At 72.0% G+C, this 14,943-nt stretch carries 14 protein-coding genes and 4 tRNA genes; 5 read left to right on the top strand and 13 right to left on the bottom strand.

The window, feature by feature from the left end; translation table 11 throughout:
* The 7 genes from ABZY57_RS19740 to ABZY57_RS19710 form a co-directional block, all read right to left on the bottom strand.
* Complete coding sequence (locus ABZY57_RS19740; RefSeq protein WP_356513587.1) at window positions 1-1,068, bottom strand: aspartate-semialdehyde dehydrogenase; 1,068 nt, start codon at window positions 1,066-1,068, stop codon at window positions 1-3.
* Entirely contained in the window at window positions 1,065-2,081 is a 1,017-nt protein-coding gene (locus tag ABZY57_RS19735; RefSeq protein WP_356513585.1) for a DMT family transporter, read from the bottom strand. Before ABZY57_RS19735 ends, ABZY57_RS19740 begins: the two co-directional genes overlap by 4 nt.
* 51 nt (window positions 2,082-2,132) lie before the next feature.
* Window positions 2,133-3,149, bottom strand: coding sequence for a transporter substrate-binding domain-containing protein (locus tag ABZY57_RS19730; protein WP_356513583.1), 1,017 nt, complete (start codon window positions 3,147-3,149; stop codon window positions 2,133-2,135).
* Window positions 3,146-4,498 (bottom strand): methylaspartate mutase, encoded by a 1,353-nt coding sequence (locus tag ABZY57_RS19725; RefSeq protein WP_356513581.1) that lies wholly within the window; start codon window positions 4,496-4,498, stop codon window positions 3,146-3,148. The genes ABZY57_RS19730 and ABZY57_RS19725 overlap by 4 nt, the downstream gene beginning before the upstream one ends.
* Complete coding sequence (locus ABZY57_RS19720; protein WP_356513611.1) at window positions 4,495-4,947, bottom strand: cobalamin-dependent protein; 453 nt, start codon at window positions 4,945-4,947, stop codon at window positions 4,495-4,497. Before ABZY57_RS19720 ends, ABZY57_RS19725 begins: the two co-directional genes overlap by 4 nt.
* Window positions 4,948-5,075: 128 nt before the next feature.
* Window positions 5,076-5,957, bottom strand: a complete 882-nt coding sequence (locus tag ABZY57_RS19715) for a LysR family transcriptional regulator (RefSeq protein ID WP_356513579.1) — start codon at window positions 5,955-5,957, stop codon at window positions 5,076-5,078.
* A gap of 106 nt (window positions 5,958-6,063) precedes the next feature.
* Window positions 6,064-6,282 (bottom strand): hypothetical protein, encoded by a 219-nt coding sequence (locus tag ABZY57_RS19710; RefSeq protein ID WP_356513577.1) that lies wholly within the window; start codon window positions 6,280-6,282, stop codon window positions 6,064-6,066.
* 364 nt (window positions 6,283-6,646) lie between these two features.
* Here ABZY57_RS19710 and ABZY57_RS19705 point away from each other — a divergent pair, with 364 nt between their 5' ends.
* Entirely contained in the window at window positions 6,647-7,639 is a 993-nt protein-coding gene (locus ABZY57_RS19705; RefSeq protein WP_356513575.1) for a LuxR C-terminal-related transcriptional regulator, read from the top strand.
* Between the two features lie 58 nt (window positions 7,640-7,697).
* Here ABZY57_RS19705 and ABZY57_RS19700 read toward each other — a convergent pair.
* The 4 genes from ABZY57_RS19700 to ABZY57_RS19685 form a co-directional block, all read right to left on the bottom strand.
* Window positions 7,698-7,770: transfer RNA gene (locus tag ABZY57_RS19700), tRNA-Lys, on the bottom strand.
* 164 nt (window positions 7,771-7,934) lie between these two features.
* Window positions 7,935-10,349 (bottom strand): DEAD/DEAH box helicase, encoded by a 2,415-nt coding sequence (locus ABZY57_RS19695; RefSeq protein WP_356513573.1) that lies wholly within the window; start codon window positions 10,347-10,349, stop codon window positions 7,935-7,937.
* Window positions 10,350-11,330: 981 nt separating this feature from the next.
* Entirely contained in the window at window positions 11,331-11,705 is a 375-nt protein-coding gene (locus tag ABZY57_RS19690; RefSeq protein WP_356513571.1) for a CrcB family protein, read from the bottom strand.
* Window positions 11,702-12,211, bottom strand: a complete 510-nt coding sequence (locus ABZY57_RS19685) for a CrcB family protein (protein WP_356513569.1) — start codon at window positions 12,209-12,211, stop codon at window positions 11,702-11,704. Before ABZY57_RS19685 ends, ABZY57_RS19690 begins: the two co-directional genes overlap by 4 nt.
* A gap of 148 nt (window positions 12,212-12,359) precedes the next feature.
* Between ABZY57_RS19685 and ABZY57_RS19680 the strand changes: the two genes are divergently transcribed.
* The 4 genes from ABZY57_RS19680 (at window position 12,360) to ABZY57_RS19665 (ending at window position 13,160) form a co-directional block, all read left to right on the top strand.
* A complete protein-coding gene (locus tag ABZY57_RS19680; protein ID WP_356513567.1) occupies window positions 12,360-12,710 on the top strand; it encodes a metallopeptidase family protein in 351 nt (116 codons plus the stop codon).
* Between the two features lie 165 nt (window positions 12,711-12,875).
* Window positions 12,876-12,948 (top strand) — tRNA-Glu (locus tag ABZY57_RS19675).
* Window positions 12,949-12,987: 39 nt separating this feature from the next.
* Window positions 12,988-13,061 (top strand) — tRNA-Asp (locus ABZY57_RS19670).
* 22 nt (window positions 13,062-13,083) lie between these two features.
* A tRNA-Phe gene (locus tag ABZY57_RS19665) sits at window positions 13,084-13,160 on the top strand.
* A 39-nt stretch (window positions 13,161-13,199) separates the two neighbouring features.
* Here the strand turns inward: ABZY57_RS19665 and ABZY57_RS19660 are convergent.
* Window positions 13,200-14,039: a cytochrome c biogenesis CcdA family protein gene (locus ABZY57_RS19660; protein WP_356513565.1), complete on the bottom strand. Its 840-nt coding sequence runs from the start codon at window positions 14,037-14,039 to the stop codon at window positions 13,200-13,202.
* The gene (locus tag ABZY57_RS19655; protein WP_356513609.1) at window positions 14,036-14,791 is read right to left on the bottom strand and encodes a thioredoxin domain-containing protein; all 756 of its coding nucleotides are present in this window, start codon (window positions 14,789-14,791) and stop codon (window positions 14,036-14,038) included. The genes ABZY57_RS19660 and ABZY57_RS19655 overlap by 4 nt, the downstream gene beginning before the upstream one ends.
* Window positions 14,792-14,943: the final 152 nt, after the last annotated feature.

Genomic DNA, 14,943 nt, shown 5'->3' with positions numbered 1-14,943 from the left:
TCACAGCGTGCCCCGGTCGATCAGCTCTTCGGCGATCTGTACGGCGTTCAGCGCGGCCCCGATGCGCAGGTTGTCCGCGACGAGCCAGAGCCAGAAGGCGCGCGGGTTGTTCTGGGTCGAGCGGATCCGGCCGACGTGCACCAGGTCCGAGCTGTCGACGACGGCCGGCGTCGGGAAGGCGGTCGGCGTCTCGCGGTCGTGGACCTCGACCTCGGGGAGCGCGGCCAGTACCTCGACCAGCTCGGCCCGGTCCACCGGTGACTGGCATTCGACGTAGACGGACTCCGAGTGGCAGTTGGCGACCGGTACGCGCACGCAGGTAGTGGTGACGTCGAGGTGCGGCAGGTCCAGGATCTTGCGGGACTCCTGGAGCATCTTCTCCTCCTCCAGCGTGAAGCCGGAGTCGAGGAAGCGGTCGATCTTCGGGATCACGTTGAAGGCGAGGCCCGGCGGGAAGTGGTGCGGCTCGTACTCCGCGCCCGCGTCCTGGAGGGTGGCGCGGCTGGCCTCCTGGAGTTCCTCGACACCGGAGTAGCCGAGGCCGGAGGCGGCCTGGTAGGTGCTGACGACCGCGTTGCGGATGCCCCAGCGGTCCTCGATGCCGCGCAGCAGCCGCACGAGCGGGATGGTCGAGCAGTTGGGGTTGGAGACGACCCCGCTCTTCGGTCGGTGGTCCAGGACGTGCGCGTTGACCTGGGGCACGACCAGCGGGGTGTCCGGGTCCATCCGGAAGGCGATGGTGTTGTCGATCACGAGGGCGCCCGCTTCGGTGGCGACCGGAACCCACTTCTGGCTGACGGAGGTGCCCGCCGAGAAGAAGGCGACGTCGACCGAGGAGAAGTCGAACTCCTCGATCGCCTGGACCGCGTACTCGCGGTCCGCGACGGTCAGGATGCGGCCCGCCGAGCGGGAGGAGGCGACCAGGTGCAGCTCGCGGTAGGGCAGGCCGCGCTCGGTGATCAGTTCGATCATCGTGGTGCCGACCGCGCCGGTGGCGCCGACGATGGCGATGCGGGGGCCGGTGGCGGCCCGGTCGGCGGGCGCGGCGGCTTCGGTGGCGGTGGTCATCGGGACTCTCCGATCAGGACCTCTTCGGCCCGGGCGGACTGCTCGGCGGTGGTGGCGGGGGTCTCGGCGGGGGCCGCGGGGGCGGGGACCGCCTCCGGGGTCCGGCCCGGGAGGAGCTTCCAGCCGAGGTTGACGCCGAGGCTGGCGCCGACGATCAGCGGGATGCCGAGTGCCTGGAGGAGGCTGATGCGGTGCCCGTAGACGGCCCAGTCGGCGAGCATCGCCACGGCCGGGTAGATGAAGGCCAGGACGGCGATCTTCGCGGTGGGCAGCTTCTGGTACGCGGAGTACATGAGGACGTACATCAGGCAGGTGTGGATCAGGCCGAGGCCGACCAGCCAGCCCCAGTCGGCGCCCATGCCGTTCATCTCGGTGAAGGAGGCGAAGGGCAGCAGCAGCGGGATGCCGAGCGTGACCTGGATCAGTGCGACCAGGTGCGGCTTGACGCCGGTGACCCGCTTGGTGATGACGGTCGCGAAGGCGTAGAAGACGGCTGCCAGCAGCGCGTAGCCGAGGCCGATCAGGTAGGTGCTGTTGCCGCCGTCGCTGAAGTCCGAGAGGGAGACGCCGGCCACCAGGATCAGGCCGACGAAGGCGACGCCGAGCCAGGCGAACTTGTTCGCGGTGAGCTTGTCGCGGAAGAGGATGGCGCCGAGCAGGACGACGTAGAACGGCTGTGTGTGGTAGACGACGGTCGCCACCGAGATGGACGTCGCCTCGTAGGACTCGAAGAGGAACGCCCAGTTGAAGACGATGAAGACGCCGCCGAGAGCGGCCAGGCCGACCTTCTTCGCGGTGAAGCCGTGGTTCTTGAAGAACCCGCGGACGAGGCAGTAGAGGCCGAGGGCCACGGCGCCGAAGACGCAGCGGAAGAAGACGACGTTGAAGGGCGAGGCCCCCGACTCGACGACGAAGATGCCGAGCGTGCCGGAGAGGATCATCGCGAGGGTCAGCTCGACGGATCCCCTCAACTCCGGATTCGCAGGTCCTGTGCGCGCGGTGTCGCTACTCATGGACGTTCCTTCTCTCAGGCATGGGGGATGGCGGGGAAAGTTCGGGGTGGCTCACTGCAGCGGCACCGCGTAGTGCAGGCCGCCGCGGGTCCACAGCTCGTTCAGGCCGCGCGGGACGCCGAGACCGGAGGCGGCGCCGAGGTTCCGCTCGTAGATGTCGCCGTAGGTGCCGGTGGCGTCCAGGACGCGGGCCGCCCAGCCCTCGTCCAGTCCGAGGGCGGGGCCGTGCCGGCCCGCGAGCGCGGCGGCCTCGGCGAGGGCCCGCTCGCGGTTGCCGGGGCCCGCCTCGTCGGCGTGGTGTTCGGCGGCGACGAGGAGCTGGAGCACCCAGCGGCACAGCCGGTACCAGTGCGGGTCGTCGTCGCGGACGGCCGCGGCCATCGGCTCGCGGGAGATCGCCTCGTCCAGGATCCGGTGGGCGTACGGGTACGCCAGCGCGGCCCGCTCGCCGGCCAGGGCCGTACGGTCCAGGACGTACGCCACGCACTCGCCCGAGGCGTAGCCGGCCAGTGTCTGCGCCGGGGTCGCGAAGGCCACGGGCCGAACCGGTTCCAGGCCGCGCCGGCCGTACCAGGCGGCCAGGTTGGCGGCGCTGGTGGTACCGGCCTGCACGGCCACGCGCCGGCCGGCCAGTTGCTCCGGGTGCTGGATGCCGCTGTCGTCGCGGACGAGGAAGCCCTCGCCGTCGTAGCAGGTCACCCCGGCGAACAGGATCGGCCGGTCCGCTTCGCGGCCCAGCGTCCAGGTGAGGTTGGAGACGGTCAGGTCGGCCGCGCCGTCCACCAGCGCGGTGAGCCGGTCGGCCGGGTCGGACGGCAGCCAGGTGACCGCCTGCGGGTCGCCGAGCGCGGCCGCGGCGACGGCGCGGGCGATGTCCGCGTCCAGGCCGGTCCAGCGGCCGTCCTGCTCCTGGCGGGACAGCCCCCGGATGCCGCGGCTGACGACGGCGTTCAGGGTGCCCCGCGCGCGGACCACGTCCAGGGTGGTGGTGGCGGCCCGGCCGCGCGGGGCGGGGGCCGTGGCGGGCGCGGGCGCGGCGGACGCCGGGGCCTCGGTCAGGGTGGTCACGTCAGGCTCCACTGGGTCACTCGGGTCAGCTGTTCGCGGTCGAAGCGGCGCTCGTTGTAGCCGAGCATCTCGATCAGGCCCTTCGCGGAGAGGGACCCCTGGCCGCCCGTCCGGTCGGGGCGCAGGGGCATCGCGCCGGGCTCGGCCCAGCGCAGCAGGCCGCGCGGGTCCACGTAGGCACGGGACTTGTTGGCGTTGTCGCGGTGCAGGCAGAACGGCACGTCGAGGTGGCCGCGGGCGAACGCGCTCACCAGGGCCGCCCCCACCGAGTGGCCCAGTTCCAGGGTGCTGTCGACGAGCATCCGGGCCTCCTCGTACAGGCCCGTGCTGGTGGGCGGTTCGGGGGTGCCGTTCTGGTACTCGTCGGCGGCGACGGCGGCTGCGAACTCCAGCGCGTCGACGTTCTCGGCGACGGTCGGGATGCGGTGCGCCTCGGCCGGCGTCTTGACGATGAGCCGCTCGGTGCCGCTGCGCACGGCGAGCCGGGCGCTGTCCTGAAGGATCCGGAAGGAACCGACGGGGGTGCGGGGGTAGACGCCCATGTACGTGTACAGGACGACGTGCCAGTCGACGCCGCCGAGCCGCTCGCCCGCCAGCCTGCGCAGTGCGGCGAGCGCTTCGAGGTCCTGGCCGGAGTGGGTCTGCTGGGCGTAACTGAGCGAGATGCTGGTCAGGCCGTGCTCGGCGAAGAACAGCGCCTCGAGGACGCTGAGCGCGACCAGCAGGCTGGGCGGGCAGAGCTGGCCGAGCATGCAGCCGCCGAAGCTCTCCAGGTGCATCTGGTCGTCCTGCGCGGCGATCAGGTCGCAGCAGCGGGACCAGGCGTCGACGGCCTGGGTGAGCGGGGCGCGGCTGTAGGGCAGGCAGTACGAGACCGGGCCGCCCTCGGTGGCGTCGATGCCCGCGGCGACCATGGCCTCGAACAGCGGGTAGGGCAGGGCGGAGCCGTGCCGTACCTGGACCGGGAAGTCCCTGCCCGCCACGCCGTCGAGCATGCCGATGGTGGCCTGCGGGCCATGGGCCACCAGGGGGAAGCCGTTGAGGTCGGCGCCGGTGCGCAGGGCCTCGCGGGCGGAGTCGTGGTCGTTGACGCGGGTGTAGCTGTCCAGGGTGACGGTGCCGACGGACGTGGCGTTGGCGCCGCGCACCGCCAGCAGTCCGTCGCGCATCACGCCCAGGTCGGCGAAGCCCATGCGGGGCTGGACGACGAGGCGGCCGGCGGCCTTGGCTTCGTGGACGAAGGCCGAGAAGCGGTTGCGCCGGACCGGTTCGAGGACGGCGGTGGCCGAGGAACTACCGGTGGCCACGGGCCGGGCGAGGGCCGTGAAGCGGGCGGGGGCCGTGGTCATGCCGCGGCCTCCGCGCCGGTGAGGGCCAGCTGGGGCGCCGGGGCGAGACCGCGCAGGAACTCGTCGAAGCTGTTCAGCGACCCCTCCGACTCGAAGACGCCGTCGAACCCGCCCTCGGCGAGCTTCTCGATGAACTTCACGTTCTCCGAACCCCGCACGCCCAGCTTTCCGCCGATGACGACGCGCTGGTCCTGGAGATCGGGCTCGCTGCGTATCTTGCGGATCAGCCGGAGCCCGTCGAGGTGGCCGTGCCCGTTCACGGTGCTCAGTACCAGGACGTCCGGCCGAACGGCACGGCACTCGGCGATGATCACCTCGTCGGGGACGCATGCGCCCAGGTTGTGGACTTCTCCGCCGTGCTCTTCGAGCAAGAGTTGGAGAAATACGAGATTCCACATGTGCGCATCGGAAGAAACGCTGGAGACGATGAATTTCCTGACCGGACGCATGATGTCTGACATGAGTTCTCCGCAAAGCAATAAGGAGTGATCTGGAAAATCCTGTCCGGAAAGGCACTTCCCGTCCAGGGCCGGACCCCCGGATTACCTGATGCCGGAAATCGCGATGTCCGATCCGGTCAGGACGCGTATTCGGCGGCCATGAAGGCCATCGTGCGCTCGACGAACAGCTGCATCTCGCGCGTCTGGCGGCGGCCGCGCCGCCAGGCGAGCTGCGTGAACACCTCGAAGGGGGGCTCCCACGCCAGGACGGCGAACGACCCCGCGGCGATGTCGTCGGCGACCGTCATCGCGGGCAGCAGGCTCACGCCGAGACCGGCGCCGAGGCCCCGCTTGATGGACTCGATGTTGCCGAACTCCAGGAAGGGCACGGGCTCGCCGGAGCCGTTGTTCAGCTCGGCCTCGAACAGTTCCCGGTACGCGCAGCCGGCCTCGGGGGCCAGCACCTGCACCTCGCGCAGCTGGTCGGTCTCGACCTTGGCCTCCGCGGCCAGCGGGTGGCCGGGCGCGGCCACCAGCACGAGCGGCTCCGAACCCAGGACCTCGCTGTCCACACCGGGGTGCCGGGTCTCGGCCTCCATCAGGAACCCCATGTCGAAGCTGCCCTGGCGCAGCGAGTGCAGCGTCTCCGCGCACAGGCTGGGCCGCAGCTGCAACTGGAGCTGGGGGTAGCGGTGGTGGAAGAACTCCAGCACCGGCGGCATCCGGTAGGAGGTGATGCTCTCCATGGTGCCGATGGTCAGGACGCCGGAGGGCTCGCCGTCACCTGCGGCCATGCCGCGCGCCTCGCCCGCGAGCGCGACCATCTGCTCGGCGTAGGGCAGGAACCGCCGGCCGGCCGCGGTGAGCTGGATCTTCCCTGCGAGGCGTTCGAAGAGTTCCGTGCCGAGGGAGGTTTCCAGGCTCTTGATCTGGGCGGTCACGCTGGACTGCGCGTATTTGAGCTCGGTGGCCGCGCGCGTGAAACTGAGCAGCGTCGCGACCTTGTGGAAGGTAGTCAATTGCCTTATGTCCACGGGGACTCCCGAGTTTCGAGGGCGAATGGGGCGGTCAGGGCGGGCTGGAAGGGCAGGGCAGTGGGCGGGAGGAATTCCATGGCCGCCGCGGTCACTGCCAGGTCCAGCTGCCCCCGCTGGGGGTCGGGGTGGGGGCCGGCTCGACGGCCGGAGTGATGGCGACATCGGCGGCGGTGGTGCCGGCGGTGACGGCGGTGACAGCACCCTGGGCGGGGGCCGCCGAAGCTCCGAGCGCGCTCACCGGAACGGCGAGGGCGGCGCCCGAGAGAAGCGCGATGGCGGCCGCGCGGGCAAGGCTGCTGGAAAGCATGAGTGTTCCCCCGTGAGAATGAAGTGAATATGGAATCAGCCACCGGCCCGAATTGGCGCGAAACGGCCTGTCCGGATTCTTGCGGTGTGCGTGTTCCCTATGACCATCAGCATTCCCTGCCACCCGGCCCGGGAGAAGAGGTTTCCGGTGGACGGATCCGTCCGAGGACCAACCTGTCCACCCCCTCGCACCAGGAACAATGGTGCGAACGCGCCCCGGCCGGGCACCCGCGCATCTCATCGGCTGAGACCCGGTGCCCGTTAAGATCACGCTCACACCGAAAGGGCTTGTTCCGGATACGAACGGCTCGATATCGTCTCCGTCTTGCCGGAGGCCCATGCCTTCATAAGCAAAGGGGGAGGAAATGCTCGAGTCACTCGGGCTGGACCACAGCACGGAGTCCGTCTACCGCGCGATGCTCGGGCATCCACACGACTGCGTGGACGAACTGGCCCTGAGGCTCGGCGTACCGCCGGCCGACATCAGCGCCACCCAGGAGCGGCTGGCCCGACTGGGCCTGGTCGCCGAGTCGTTCGAGTCCCCGGGCCGGCTGCGGGCCGTCAGCCCGGACCTCGGGCTGGAAGCCCTGCTCGCACGCCAGTCGGCCGAGCTCGCGGCGCACCAGCACCGCATCGAGGTCTCCCGCGCCGCGGCGGCCAAGCTCATCTCCGAGTACGCCGGGCAGACGGACATCCCCGGCGCGGGCGTCGAGCAGCTCGTCGGCCTCGACCGGATCCGCGAGCGGCTGACCGAGCTCCAGCGCGACATCCGCCACGAGGTGATGAGCTTCGCCCCCGACGGCGCCCAGACCGAGGACGCGCTGCGCTCCTCCCGCCCCCTGGACGGCGGGCTCCTCAAGCGCGGGGTGCGGATGCGCACGCTCTACCTGGACTCCGTGCGCAACAGCGCCCCCACCATCGCCCACGCGGACTTCCTGACCGAGCTGGGCGGCCAGGTGCGCACCGTCCCGGCACTGCCGACCCGGATGCTGATCGCCGACCGCTCCCTGGCGCTGCTGCCGATGGACTGCGAGGACACCAGCGCCGGGGCGGTCATCCTGACCGGCAAGGGCGCCCTGACGGCCCTGTGCGCCCTCTTCGAGACCACCTGGGAATCCGCCCAGCCGCTGGGCACGGTCCGCCCCAAGGACGTCAACGGGCTGGACGGCCAGGAGGCGATGGCCCTGCGCCTGCTCGCCCAGGGACACACGGACGAGGCGATCGCGAAGCGGCTGGGCGTCTCCCACCGCACGGCCCGCCGCATCGCGACCCAGCTGATGGAACGTCTGGGAGCACGCAGCCGCTTCGAGGCCGGCGCCCGGGCGGTCCAGCACGGCTGGCTCCCGCCGCACCCCTGACCGGCCGTCACCACGAGAAGCGCCCCACCCGGAGGACCGGATGGGGCGCTGTGAGCAGTAGGCCATGTCGGACTCGAACCGACAACCAACGGATTAAAAGTCCGCTGCTCTGCCAATTGAGCTAATGGCCCTCGGAGTGCTCACCCCAGAGCATAGCCGCAGTGCGCCGGACAGCCGATCGCATATCGGCGGTCCGGCCCGGGAAGTCGTGGCGTCGGTGGGCGCGCGCACGAACAGGGCCCCTACGACGGGTTGTCGTAGGGGCCCTGTCAGGCGATCAGTTCAGCGGCCGGTCTCAGCCGTTGCGCTTCCAGCGGGGCTTGTCGTCGCGGCGGCCGAAGGAGGAGCCGCCGGTCGAGCCGGAGCCGGAGGGGCGGTTGTCGTCGCGACGGCCGTAGGGGCGGTCGCCACCGGCGGCCGGACGGTCGCCACCGGAACGGAAGCCGCCCGAGGGGCGGTCGTCGCGGCGGAAGCCACCACCGGTGGGACGGTCGCCACCGGAGCGGAAGCCACCACCGGTCGGACGGTCGCCACCGGAGCGGAAGCCACCACCGGTCGGACGGTCGCCACCGGAGCGGAAGCCGCCACGGTCGCCACCGCGGTCGTCACGGTTGAAGCCACCGGACGGGCGGTCGTCGCGGCGGAAGCCGCCACGGTCGCCGCCACGGTCGTCACGGTTGAAGCCACCCGAGGGGCGGTCGTCGCGACGGAAGCCACCACCGGCGGGACGGTCGCCACCGGAGCGGAAGCCACCGCCGGCCGGACGGTCGCCACCGGAGCGGAAGCCACCGGACGGGCGGTCGTCGCGGCGGAAGCCGCCACGGTCGCCACCGCGGTCGTCACGGTTGAAGCCACCCGAGGGGCGGTCGTCGCGACGGAAGCCACCACCGGCGGGACGGTCGCCACCGGAGCGGAAGCCACCACGGTCGCCACCGCGGTCACCACGGTCGTCGCGGCGGAAGCCGCCACGGTCGCCGCCACGGTCACCACGGTCGTCGCGACGGTTGTCACGGCGCTCGTAGTTGCCACGGTCGTCACGGCTCTGGAACGCGGGGCGCTCCTCCACGACCGGCTCGGCCACGGCGGCCGCGACCTCGGCCTCGGCGGCCTCGACCACCTCGGCGACAGCGGCCTCCGGGTCCTCGCCGCGCTCACGGGCGGAGCGGGCGACCAGGCGGTCGGCCTCCTCGCGCAGCTCGACGGCACGGCGCGACAGGCGCTCCAGCTGCTTGGTGAGGTCGGCGACCTCGCGCTCGGCCTGCTTCGCGGCGTTGTTCGCGGAGTCGGCCTGGACCTGGGTCAGCGAACGGGCACCGGTGATCTCGGCGACCTCGGGGTCGAAGGCGCCGACGCCCTGGACGATGTGGCGCGAGGCGTCGACGCCCGCGTCCTCCATCAGGCGGAAGATCTGGCGGCGCTGGTGCGGAAGCGCCAGCGACACGACGACACCGGACTTGCCGGCGCGGGCGGTACGGCCCGAGCGGTGCAGGTAGTCCTTGTGGTCGCCGGCCGGGTCCACGTTCAGGACCAGGTCGATGCCGTCGACGTGGATGCCGCGGGCGGCGACGTCGGTGGCGACGAGCGCGTTGACGTAACCGTCCTTGAAGTCCGCGAGGACGCGGGTACGGGCACCCTGCGTCATGCCGCCGTGCAGCGCGTCGGCCTTCACGCCGGACTCGATGAGCTGCTCGGCGATGCGGTCGGCGCCCAGCTGGGTGCGGACGAAGATGATGGTGCGGCCCTTGCGGGCGGCGATGGCGGCCGTGACCGGCGCCTTGTCCTTCGGCTTCACGACGAGGACGTGGTGCGTCATGGTCGTGACGTTGCCCTGCGCGCTGTCCACCTCGTGCGTGACGGGGTTGGTCAGGTAGCGCTTGACCAGGGTGCCGATCTCGTTCTCCATGGTGGCGGAGAAGAGCATGCGCTGGCCGCCGCCGGGGATCTGGTCGAGCAGCTCGGTGACCTCGGGCAGGAAGCCCAGGTCCGCCATCTGGTCGGCCTCGTCGAGGACCGCGACCTGGACGTTCGCCAGGGAGCAGGCGCCACGGTTGATGATGTCGCGCAGACGGCCCGGGGTGGCGACGAGGACGTCGACACCGCGCTCCAGAGCGAAGATCTGGTTGCTCATGGAGGTACCGCCGCAGACGACCTTCATCTTGAGGCCGAGGACGTCGCCGTAGGGCTGGAGAGCGTCGGCGACCTGCATCGCGAGCTCACGCGTCGGCGTCAGGATGATCGCGCGGGGCTTCTTCTTCTCGGTGTGCCCACCGGCCAGCGAGGCCAGGGTCGGCAGACCGAAGGAGAGGGTCTTGCCGGAGCCGGTGCGGCCACGGCCGAGGATGTCCTTGCCGGCCAGGGCGTCCGGGATGGTCGCGGCCTGGATCGGGAAGGGCGCGGTGACGCCGTTCTGCGCGAGCTTGCGCACGATGCCGTCCGGCAGACCGAGGTCGCCGAAGGTCAGGGTGGGCTCGGCGTCGGCGTCGTCGGCCGCGGCCTCGTCGTCGTATGCGTCGGTGGAGCCGGTGGAGTCCTCGAAGGAGTCGTCGGACTCGGCGGACCCGTGGTTCGTCACGTCGGCCTCGAGGGCCTCGATGATCTCGTCGGCGACTACGGCCTCAAGGGCCTCGGTGACCGCGAGGGTCTCGGCGTCGACGATCTCGTTGGAGTCGTTCTCGGGCATGACGGAACGGTCAGAACTGGAAATGGACATGCGAAATGCGAAACCTTCCGGAGTCTCGGCACGCGCCCAAACTCCGTGAATTCGCAAATCGACCGCCTCAATGCGGTCAGCCACGGCTGGGGAGAGTACGCGCCACGCGGCGCTCTTCGGAGTCGGCGCCGGGCAATGGGATCAAACGATCTATAACCATACGCACCCTCCCCCGGGTCCGGCAAGTCGCTCCCCCGAAGACGGTGCTGACCTGCGGAAACACCATCCGCCCGGCAAAGCCTGGCGGGCGGATGGAGCCCGCTCCGAGCCGGAGCCGGGCCTAGGGCTGGGTGCCCGGATCGCCCGACGGGTCCGGCTGCGGGGGCTCCGGACTCGGTGTGGGTTCCGTCACGGGCGGCGGCGGGGAGACCGGCGGCGCGGGGCTCTGCGGTTCCGGGCTCGGGGAGGCGGGCTGTCCGCCCCCGGAGGAGCCGCCTCCGCCGGATCCCGACCCGGACCCGGAACCGCCCGCGGGGGGCTGCTGGGGGCCTTGGCCACCCGCTCCGCCCCCCGGACCGGCCGACGGGGAGGGGGCCCCGGGCGGACCGGCCGGCGCGCCCGGGCTGGGGGAGGCCCCGGCCGCGCCGGAGGTGGCCCCGGGGCCGCCGGCCTTGCCGTCCTGGCTCCCCGTACCGCCCTTCGAGCCGTGGCCGCCGCCCTGGGACCCGGCGCTCTTCCCGGACGAGGAGCCACCACCGGACGTGCCGCCCTGCACGCCCTTCGACGCGGAGGGCCCCGGCTTCGCGGTGTCCTCCCCGACACTCATGCAGCCCGCGGTGGCCGCCAGCGCGAACGCGGCGACGGCGAGCCGAAGCGACCGGGGGGATCGGAGGGAAGCGGACAACTGGCGCACGGGGCACCTCCGGAACGCTGGCAAGGGTCCGCGGTGAGCGGGTCAGTGTGCCCAACTCCCGCTGCCCCGTAAGGGACACGCCCCAACATGCCCCAACGCGCCCCGAGGGGGCCGGGTGGAGCGCGCCGTCAGGCGAACAGCTGTCCCGCCACCTGGTGGCCGAGCGTGACCCCACCCAGCCCGACCAGCACCGAGGCCGCCACATTGGCCGCCGCCAGGAACTTCCAGCCCCGCTCGGCAAGGCGCAGCGTCTCGTAGGAGAACGTCGAGTAGGTGCTCAGCGCCCCGCACAGCCCCGTGCCGAGCAGCAGGTTCAGCCGCGAGGAGGCCGCCCCGTCCAGCACCGCCCCGGTCAGTGCCCCCAGCACCAGGGAGGCGGCCGCGTTCACCACGAAGGTCCCCCAGGGGAAGACCGAGTCGTGCCGCGCCTGCACCGCCCGGTCGGTCAGGTACCGCAAGGGCGCCCCGACGGCCGCGCCCACCATGACGATCAGCCAGTTCATCCCGGCGCCTGCCCCTGCCCCCGGCCGTCGCCGGCCGCGCGCCGGGTGATCACGGCCGCCGCCCACACCGCGCCGAGCGCCCCGGCCACCGTGAGCCCGGCGTACGCCAGCGCGGTCCCGGCCTCGCCGGCGTCGAGCAGCCGCGCGAAGTCCACGGCGTAGGTGGAGAAGGTGGTGAACCCGCCGAGCACCCCGACCCCGAGGAAGGGGCGTACGAGGGGATGCGCCGAGCGGCCGCCCTCGCTGATCAGCACCATGAGGACGCCGATGAGCGCGCAGCCCGCCACATTGATCCAGAAGGTCCCCCACGGGAAGGCCCCGGGGGCGGCCGGCCACAGCAGCCCGACGGCGTACCGCGCCGCGGCTCCCACGGCGCCGCCCGCAGCGACGGCCGCGAGCACGCGGCGCTGCGGTTCGGCCCGCTGCTCCGGCACGTGGAGGTCGACGTCCGGGTCGATGGCCTCGGCCCCCTCCACCGGCCGGGTCACCCGCGCTCCGCTTCGCATGTCGCCACCGGCCCATTCTCGCGCGCCGGGTGCCGGCCCGCCGGGAACGGCCGCCGGGGACGGGGCCGGGGGGAGGCCGGGGGGAGGCCTGGTGAAGCCGGGGGAAACGGTCCGCCGCAATCGGACCCCGGCACGGGAGAATGACCCCGTGCTGGAGATGACGCGTGACGCGTTCGAAGAGCTGGTGGCCGAAGCGCTGGACTCGATCCCCGAGGAGCTGACCCGGGTCATGGACAACGTGGCCGTCTTCGTGGAGGACGAGCCCGCTTCCGACGACCCCGACCTGCTCGGCCTCTACGAGGGGACCCCGCTCACGGAGCGCGGCGAGTGGTACGCCGGGGTGCTGCCCGACCGGATCTCGATCTACATGGGCCCGACCCTGCGGATGTGCGAGAGCACGGAGGAGGTGGTCCACGAGGTCGCCGTGACGGTGGTCCACGAGATCGCCCACCACTTCGGCATCGAGGACGAGCGGCTCCACGAACTCGGGTGGGGCTGACCCCCCGGCCCTCCTGCGGCCCTCGCGGACCCGCCTGCGACCCGTCTCCGACCCGCCTGCGACCCGCCGCGGACCCGCCCGCGGAAACCGTTTTGGCGATCGCCGCCGGGATCCCATATGCTTCTCACGTCCCCGACGCGCTGGAAAGTGCCCGGCGGGCCTTTAGCCCTCATCGTCTAGTGGCCCAGGACGCCGCCCTTTCAAGGCGGTAGCACGGGTTCGAATCCCGTTGGGGGTACGCATTACCGTGTGCGAGACTTGTGCTCGCACATTGCAAGGACCTGTGGAGCAGTTGGTTAGCTCGCCACCCTGTCAAGGTGGAGGTCGCGGGTTCAAGTCCCGTCAGGTTCGCTGAAGCCGGAAACGGTTTCGTGGCTGGGTAGCTCAGTTGGTACGAGCGATCGCCTGAAAAGCGATAGGTCGCCGGTTCGACCCCGGCCCCAGCCACCATAAGAAGAAGGCCCCGTCCATCGGACGGGGCCTTCTTCGTCATTCCCCGCCGGCCTCCGCCGCCCGCGCCCGTCGGCGCCACTGCGTCAGGCCCACGCCCGCGGCCGCCACGGCCACCAGCCCGAGCAGCGCCCAGTCCGGAACCGCGTCCGCCACGGCCTGCACCCTCTGCTCCACCGCGAACGAATCGTCCACGTCCAGCAGCCCCGGCAGGGCGCTCGCCCCGTCGTAGGCCAGGAACAGCGCGCCGAGCAGGATGAAGAACAGGCCCGAGGCGAGCGAGGTCGTGTGCAGGTCGAAGCGGCCGACCGAGAAGGCCCGACCGCGCAGCCAGCGCCGGCGGCCCAGGTCGAAGCGCTCCCAGAGCAGTGCCAGCACGAACAGCGGCACGGCCATGCCCAGTGCGTACACCGCCAGCAGCAGGCCTCCGTAGACCGGGCTGCCGCTGACCGCCGCCACCGTCAGGACGCTGCCGAGGATGGGCCCGGCGCAGAATCCGGCCAGCCCGTAGACCGCGCCCAGCGCGTACACCGACAGGGCGGTGGTCGGGCGGATCCTCCCCGACAGCTCCGAGATCCGTCGCGAGGCGAAGCCCAGGCCCAGGATCTGGGCGAGGCCGAGCCCGATGATCAGCCAGCCGCCGCACAGCACGAGGGCCTCGCGGTTGCCGTGGAAGAACCGCCCGGCGTACGAACCCGCGGCCCCCAGCGGTACGAGGGTGCTCGCGAGGCCCGCGTAGAAGATCCCGGTGCGCGCCAGCAGCCGGGACGTGGAGTCGATGGAGTACGCGAAGAAGGCGGGGAGGAGCAGCGCGCTGCACGGGCTGAGCAGCGCGAGGAGGCCGCCGAGCAGGGCGGCGAGGTAGCCGGCGTCGGTCACTGTGCGGCCGCCCGCGCCTTGGCCTCGGCGATGGCGGCGTCGAAGGCCGCCGGGGGCTGGGCTCCGGCGATGGGCTGCCCGTTGATCAGGAAGGAGGGCGTGGAGGTGACGCCGATGCGGTACCCCTCCTCCCGGTCCTTGCGGATCGCGGCGGCGGCCTGTTCCCCGGCCATGTCCGCCTGGAAGCGCTCCAGGTCCGGGACGCCGGCCTCGCGCGCCAGCTCGGTCAGCCGCTCCGCGCCGAAGCCCTTCTCCTTGGCGCCCTCGGCGTACGCGGCCGCGTGGAACCGAGCGAAGCGGTCCTGCTGCCCCGCCGCCCATGCGGCCCTGGCGGCGGCCTCGGAGTCGGCGCCGAAGATCGGGAAGTTGCGCCACTCGATGCGCAGGGTGCCGTCCTCCACGTACTTCTTCACCAGTTCGGGCTCGGTGTCACGGGCGAACTTCCCGCAGTAGCCGCACGCGAAGTCGGAGTACTCGATCAGGACGACGGGGGCGTCGGCCCGGCCGGCGGCGAGCTTGTCCCCGGGCTCGCGCCGGGCCAGGGCCTTGAGCTCCGCGGCGGGGTCCTTGGCGGATCCGGCCTCCGGAGCGGAAGCCGCGGACGATCGGGCGGGGCTGTCGGTGCCGCGATCGGGTTTGGTGGCCTGCCAGGAGACGAGGCCGAGGGTGACGGCCGCGAGGGCGACCCCGGCGGAGATCAGCAGGGGCTTGCGGGAGGAAGAGCGAGGAGAAGGGGAACCGGAAGGGGACATGCGGGTGCTCCAGAGCTGTGCGGGACGGGACGAGGCGGACCGGGCGGCGATGCGGCCCAGCAGGTCGACGAGGAGCGCGCGCCTGCGTTCGTAGGGGCGGGCGCGCAGGTCCAGCCCGGCGAGTTCGAGGACGTCGAAGGCCGCGTACGAGG

The sequence above is a fragment of the Streptomyces sp. NPDC006450 genome (assembly GCF_040612195.1).
Lineage (GTDB): Bacteria > Actinomycetota > Actinomycetes > Streptomycetales > Streptomycetaceae > Streptomyces.
This window is presented reverse-complemented; position numbering and strand designations above follow the sequence as displayed.

Coding starts and splice junctions, on each gene's coding strand:
- ABZY57_RS19720 (WP_356513611.1), bottom strand. CDS start 4,947: ATGCGTCCGGTCAGGAAATTCATCGTCTCCAGCGTTTCTTCCGATGCG.
- ABZY57_RS19690 (WP_356513571.1), bottom strand. CDS start 11,705: ATGAACTGGCTGATCGTCATGGTGGGCGCGGCCGTCGGGGCGCCCTTG.
- ABZY57_RS19735 (WP_356513585.1), bottom strand. CDS start 2,081: ATGAGTAGCGACACCGCGCGCACAGGACCTGCGAATCCGGAGTTGAGG.
- ABZY57_RS19710 (WP_356513577.1), bottom strand. CDS start 6,282: ATGCTTTCCAGCAGCCTTGCCCGCGCGGCCGCCATCGCGCTTCTCTCG.
- ABZY57_RS19740 (WP_356513587.1), bottom strand. CDS start 1,068: ATGACCACCGCCACCGAAGCCGCCGCGCCCGCCGACCGGGCCGCCACC.
- ABZY57_RS19725 (WP_356513581.1), bottom strand. CDS start 4,498: ATGACCACGGCCCCCGCCCGCTTCACGGCCCTCGCCCGGCCCGTGGCC.
- ABZY57_RS19695 (WP_356513573.1), bottom strand. CDS start 10,349: ATGTCCATTTCCAGTTCTGACCGTTCCGTCATGCCCGAGAACGACTCC.
- ABZY57_RS19705 (WP_356513575.1), top strand. CDS start 6,647: ATGCTCGAGTCACTCGGGCTGGACCACAGCACGGAGTCCGTCTACCGC.
- ABZY57_RS19685 (WP_356513569.1), bottom strand. CDS start 12,211: ATGCGAAGCGGAGCGCGGGTGACCCGGCCGGTGGAGGGGGCCGAGGCC.
- ABZY57_RS19655 (WP_356513609.1), bottom strand. CDS start 14,791: ATGTCCCCTTCCGGTTCCCCTTCTCCTCGCTCTTCCTCCCGCAAGCCC.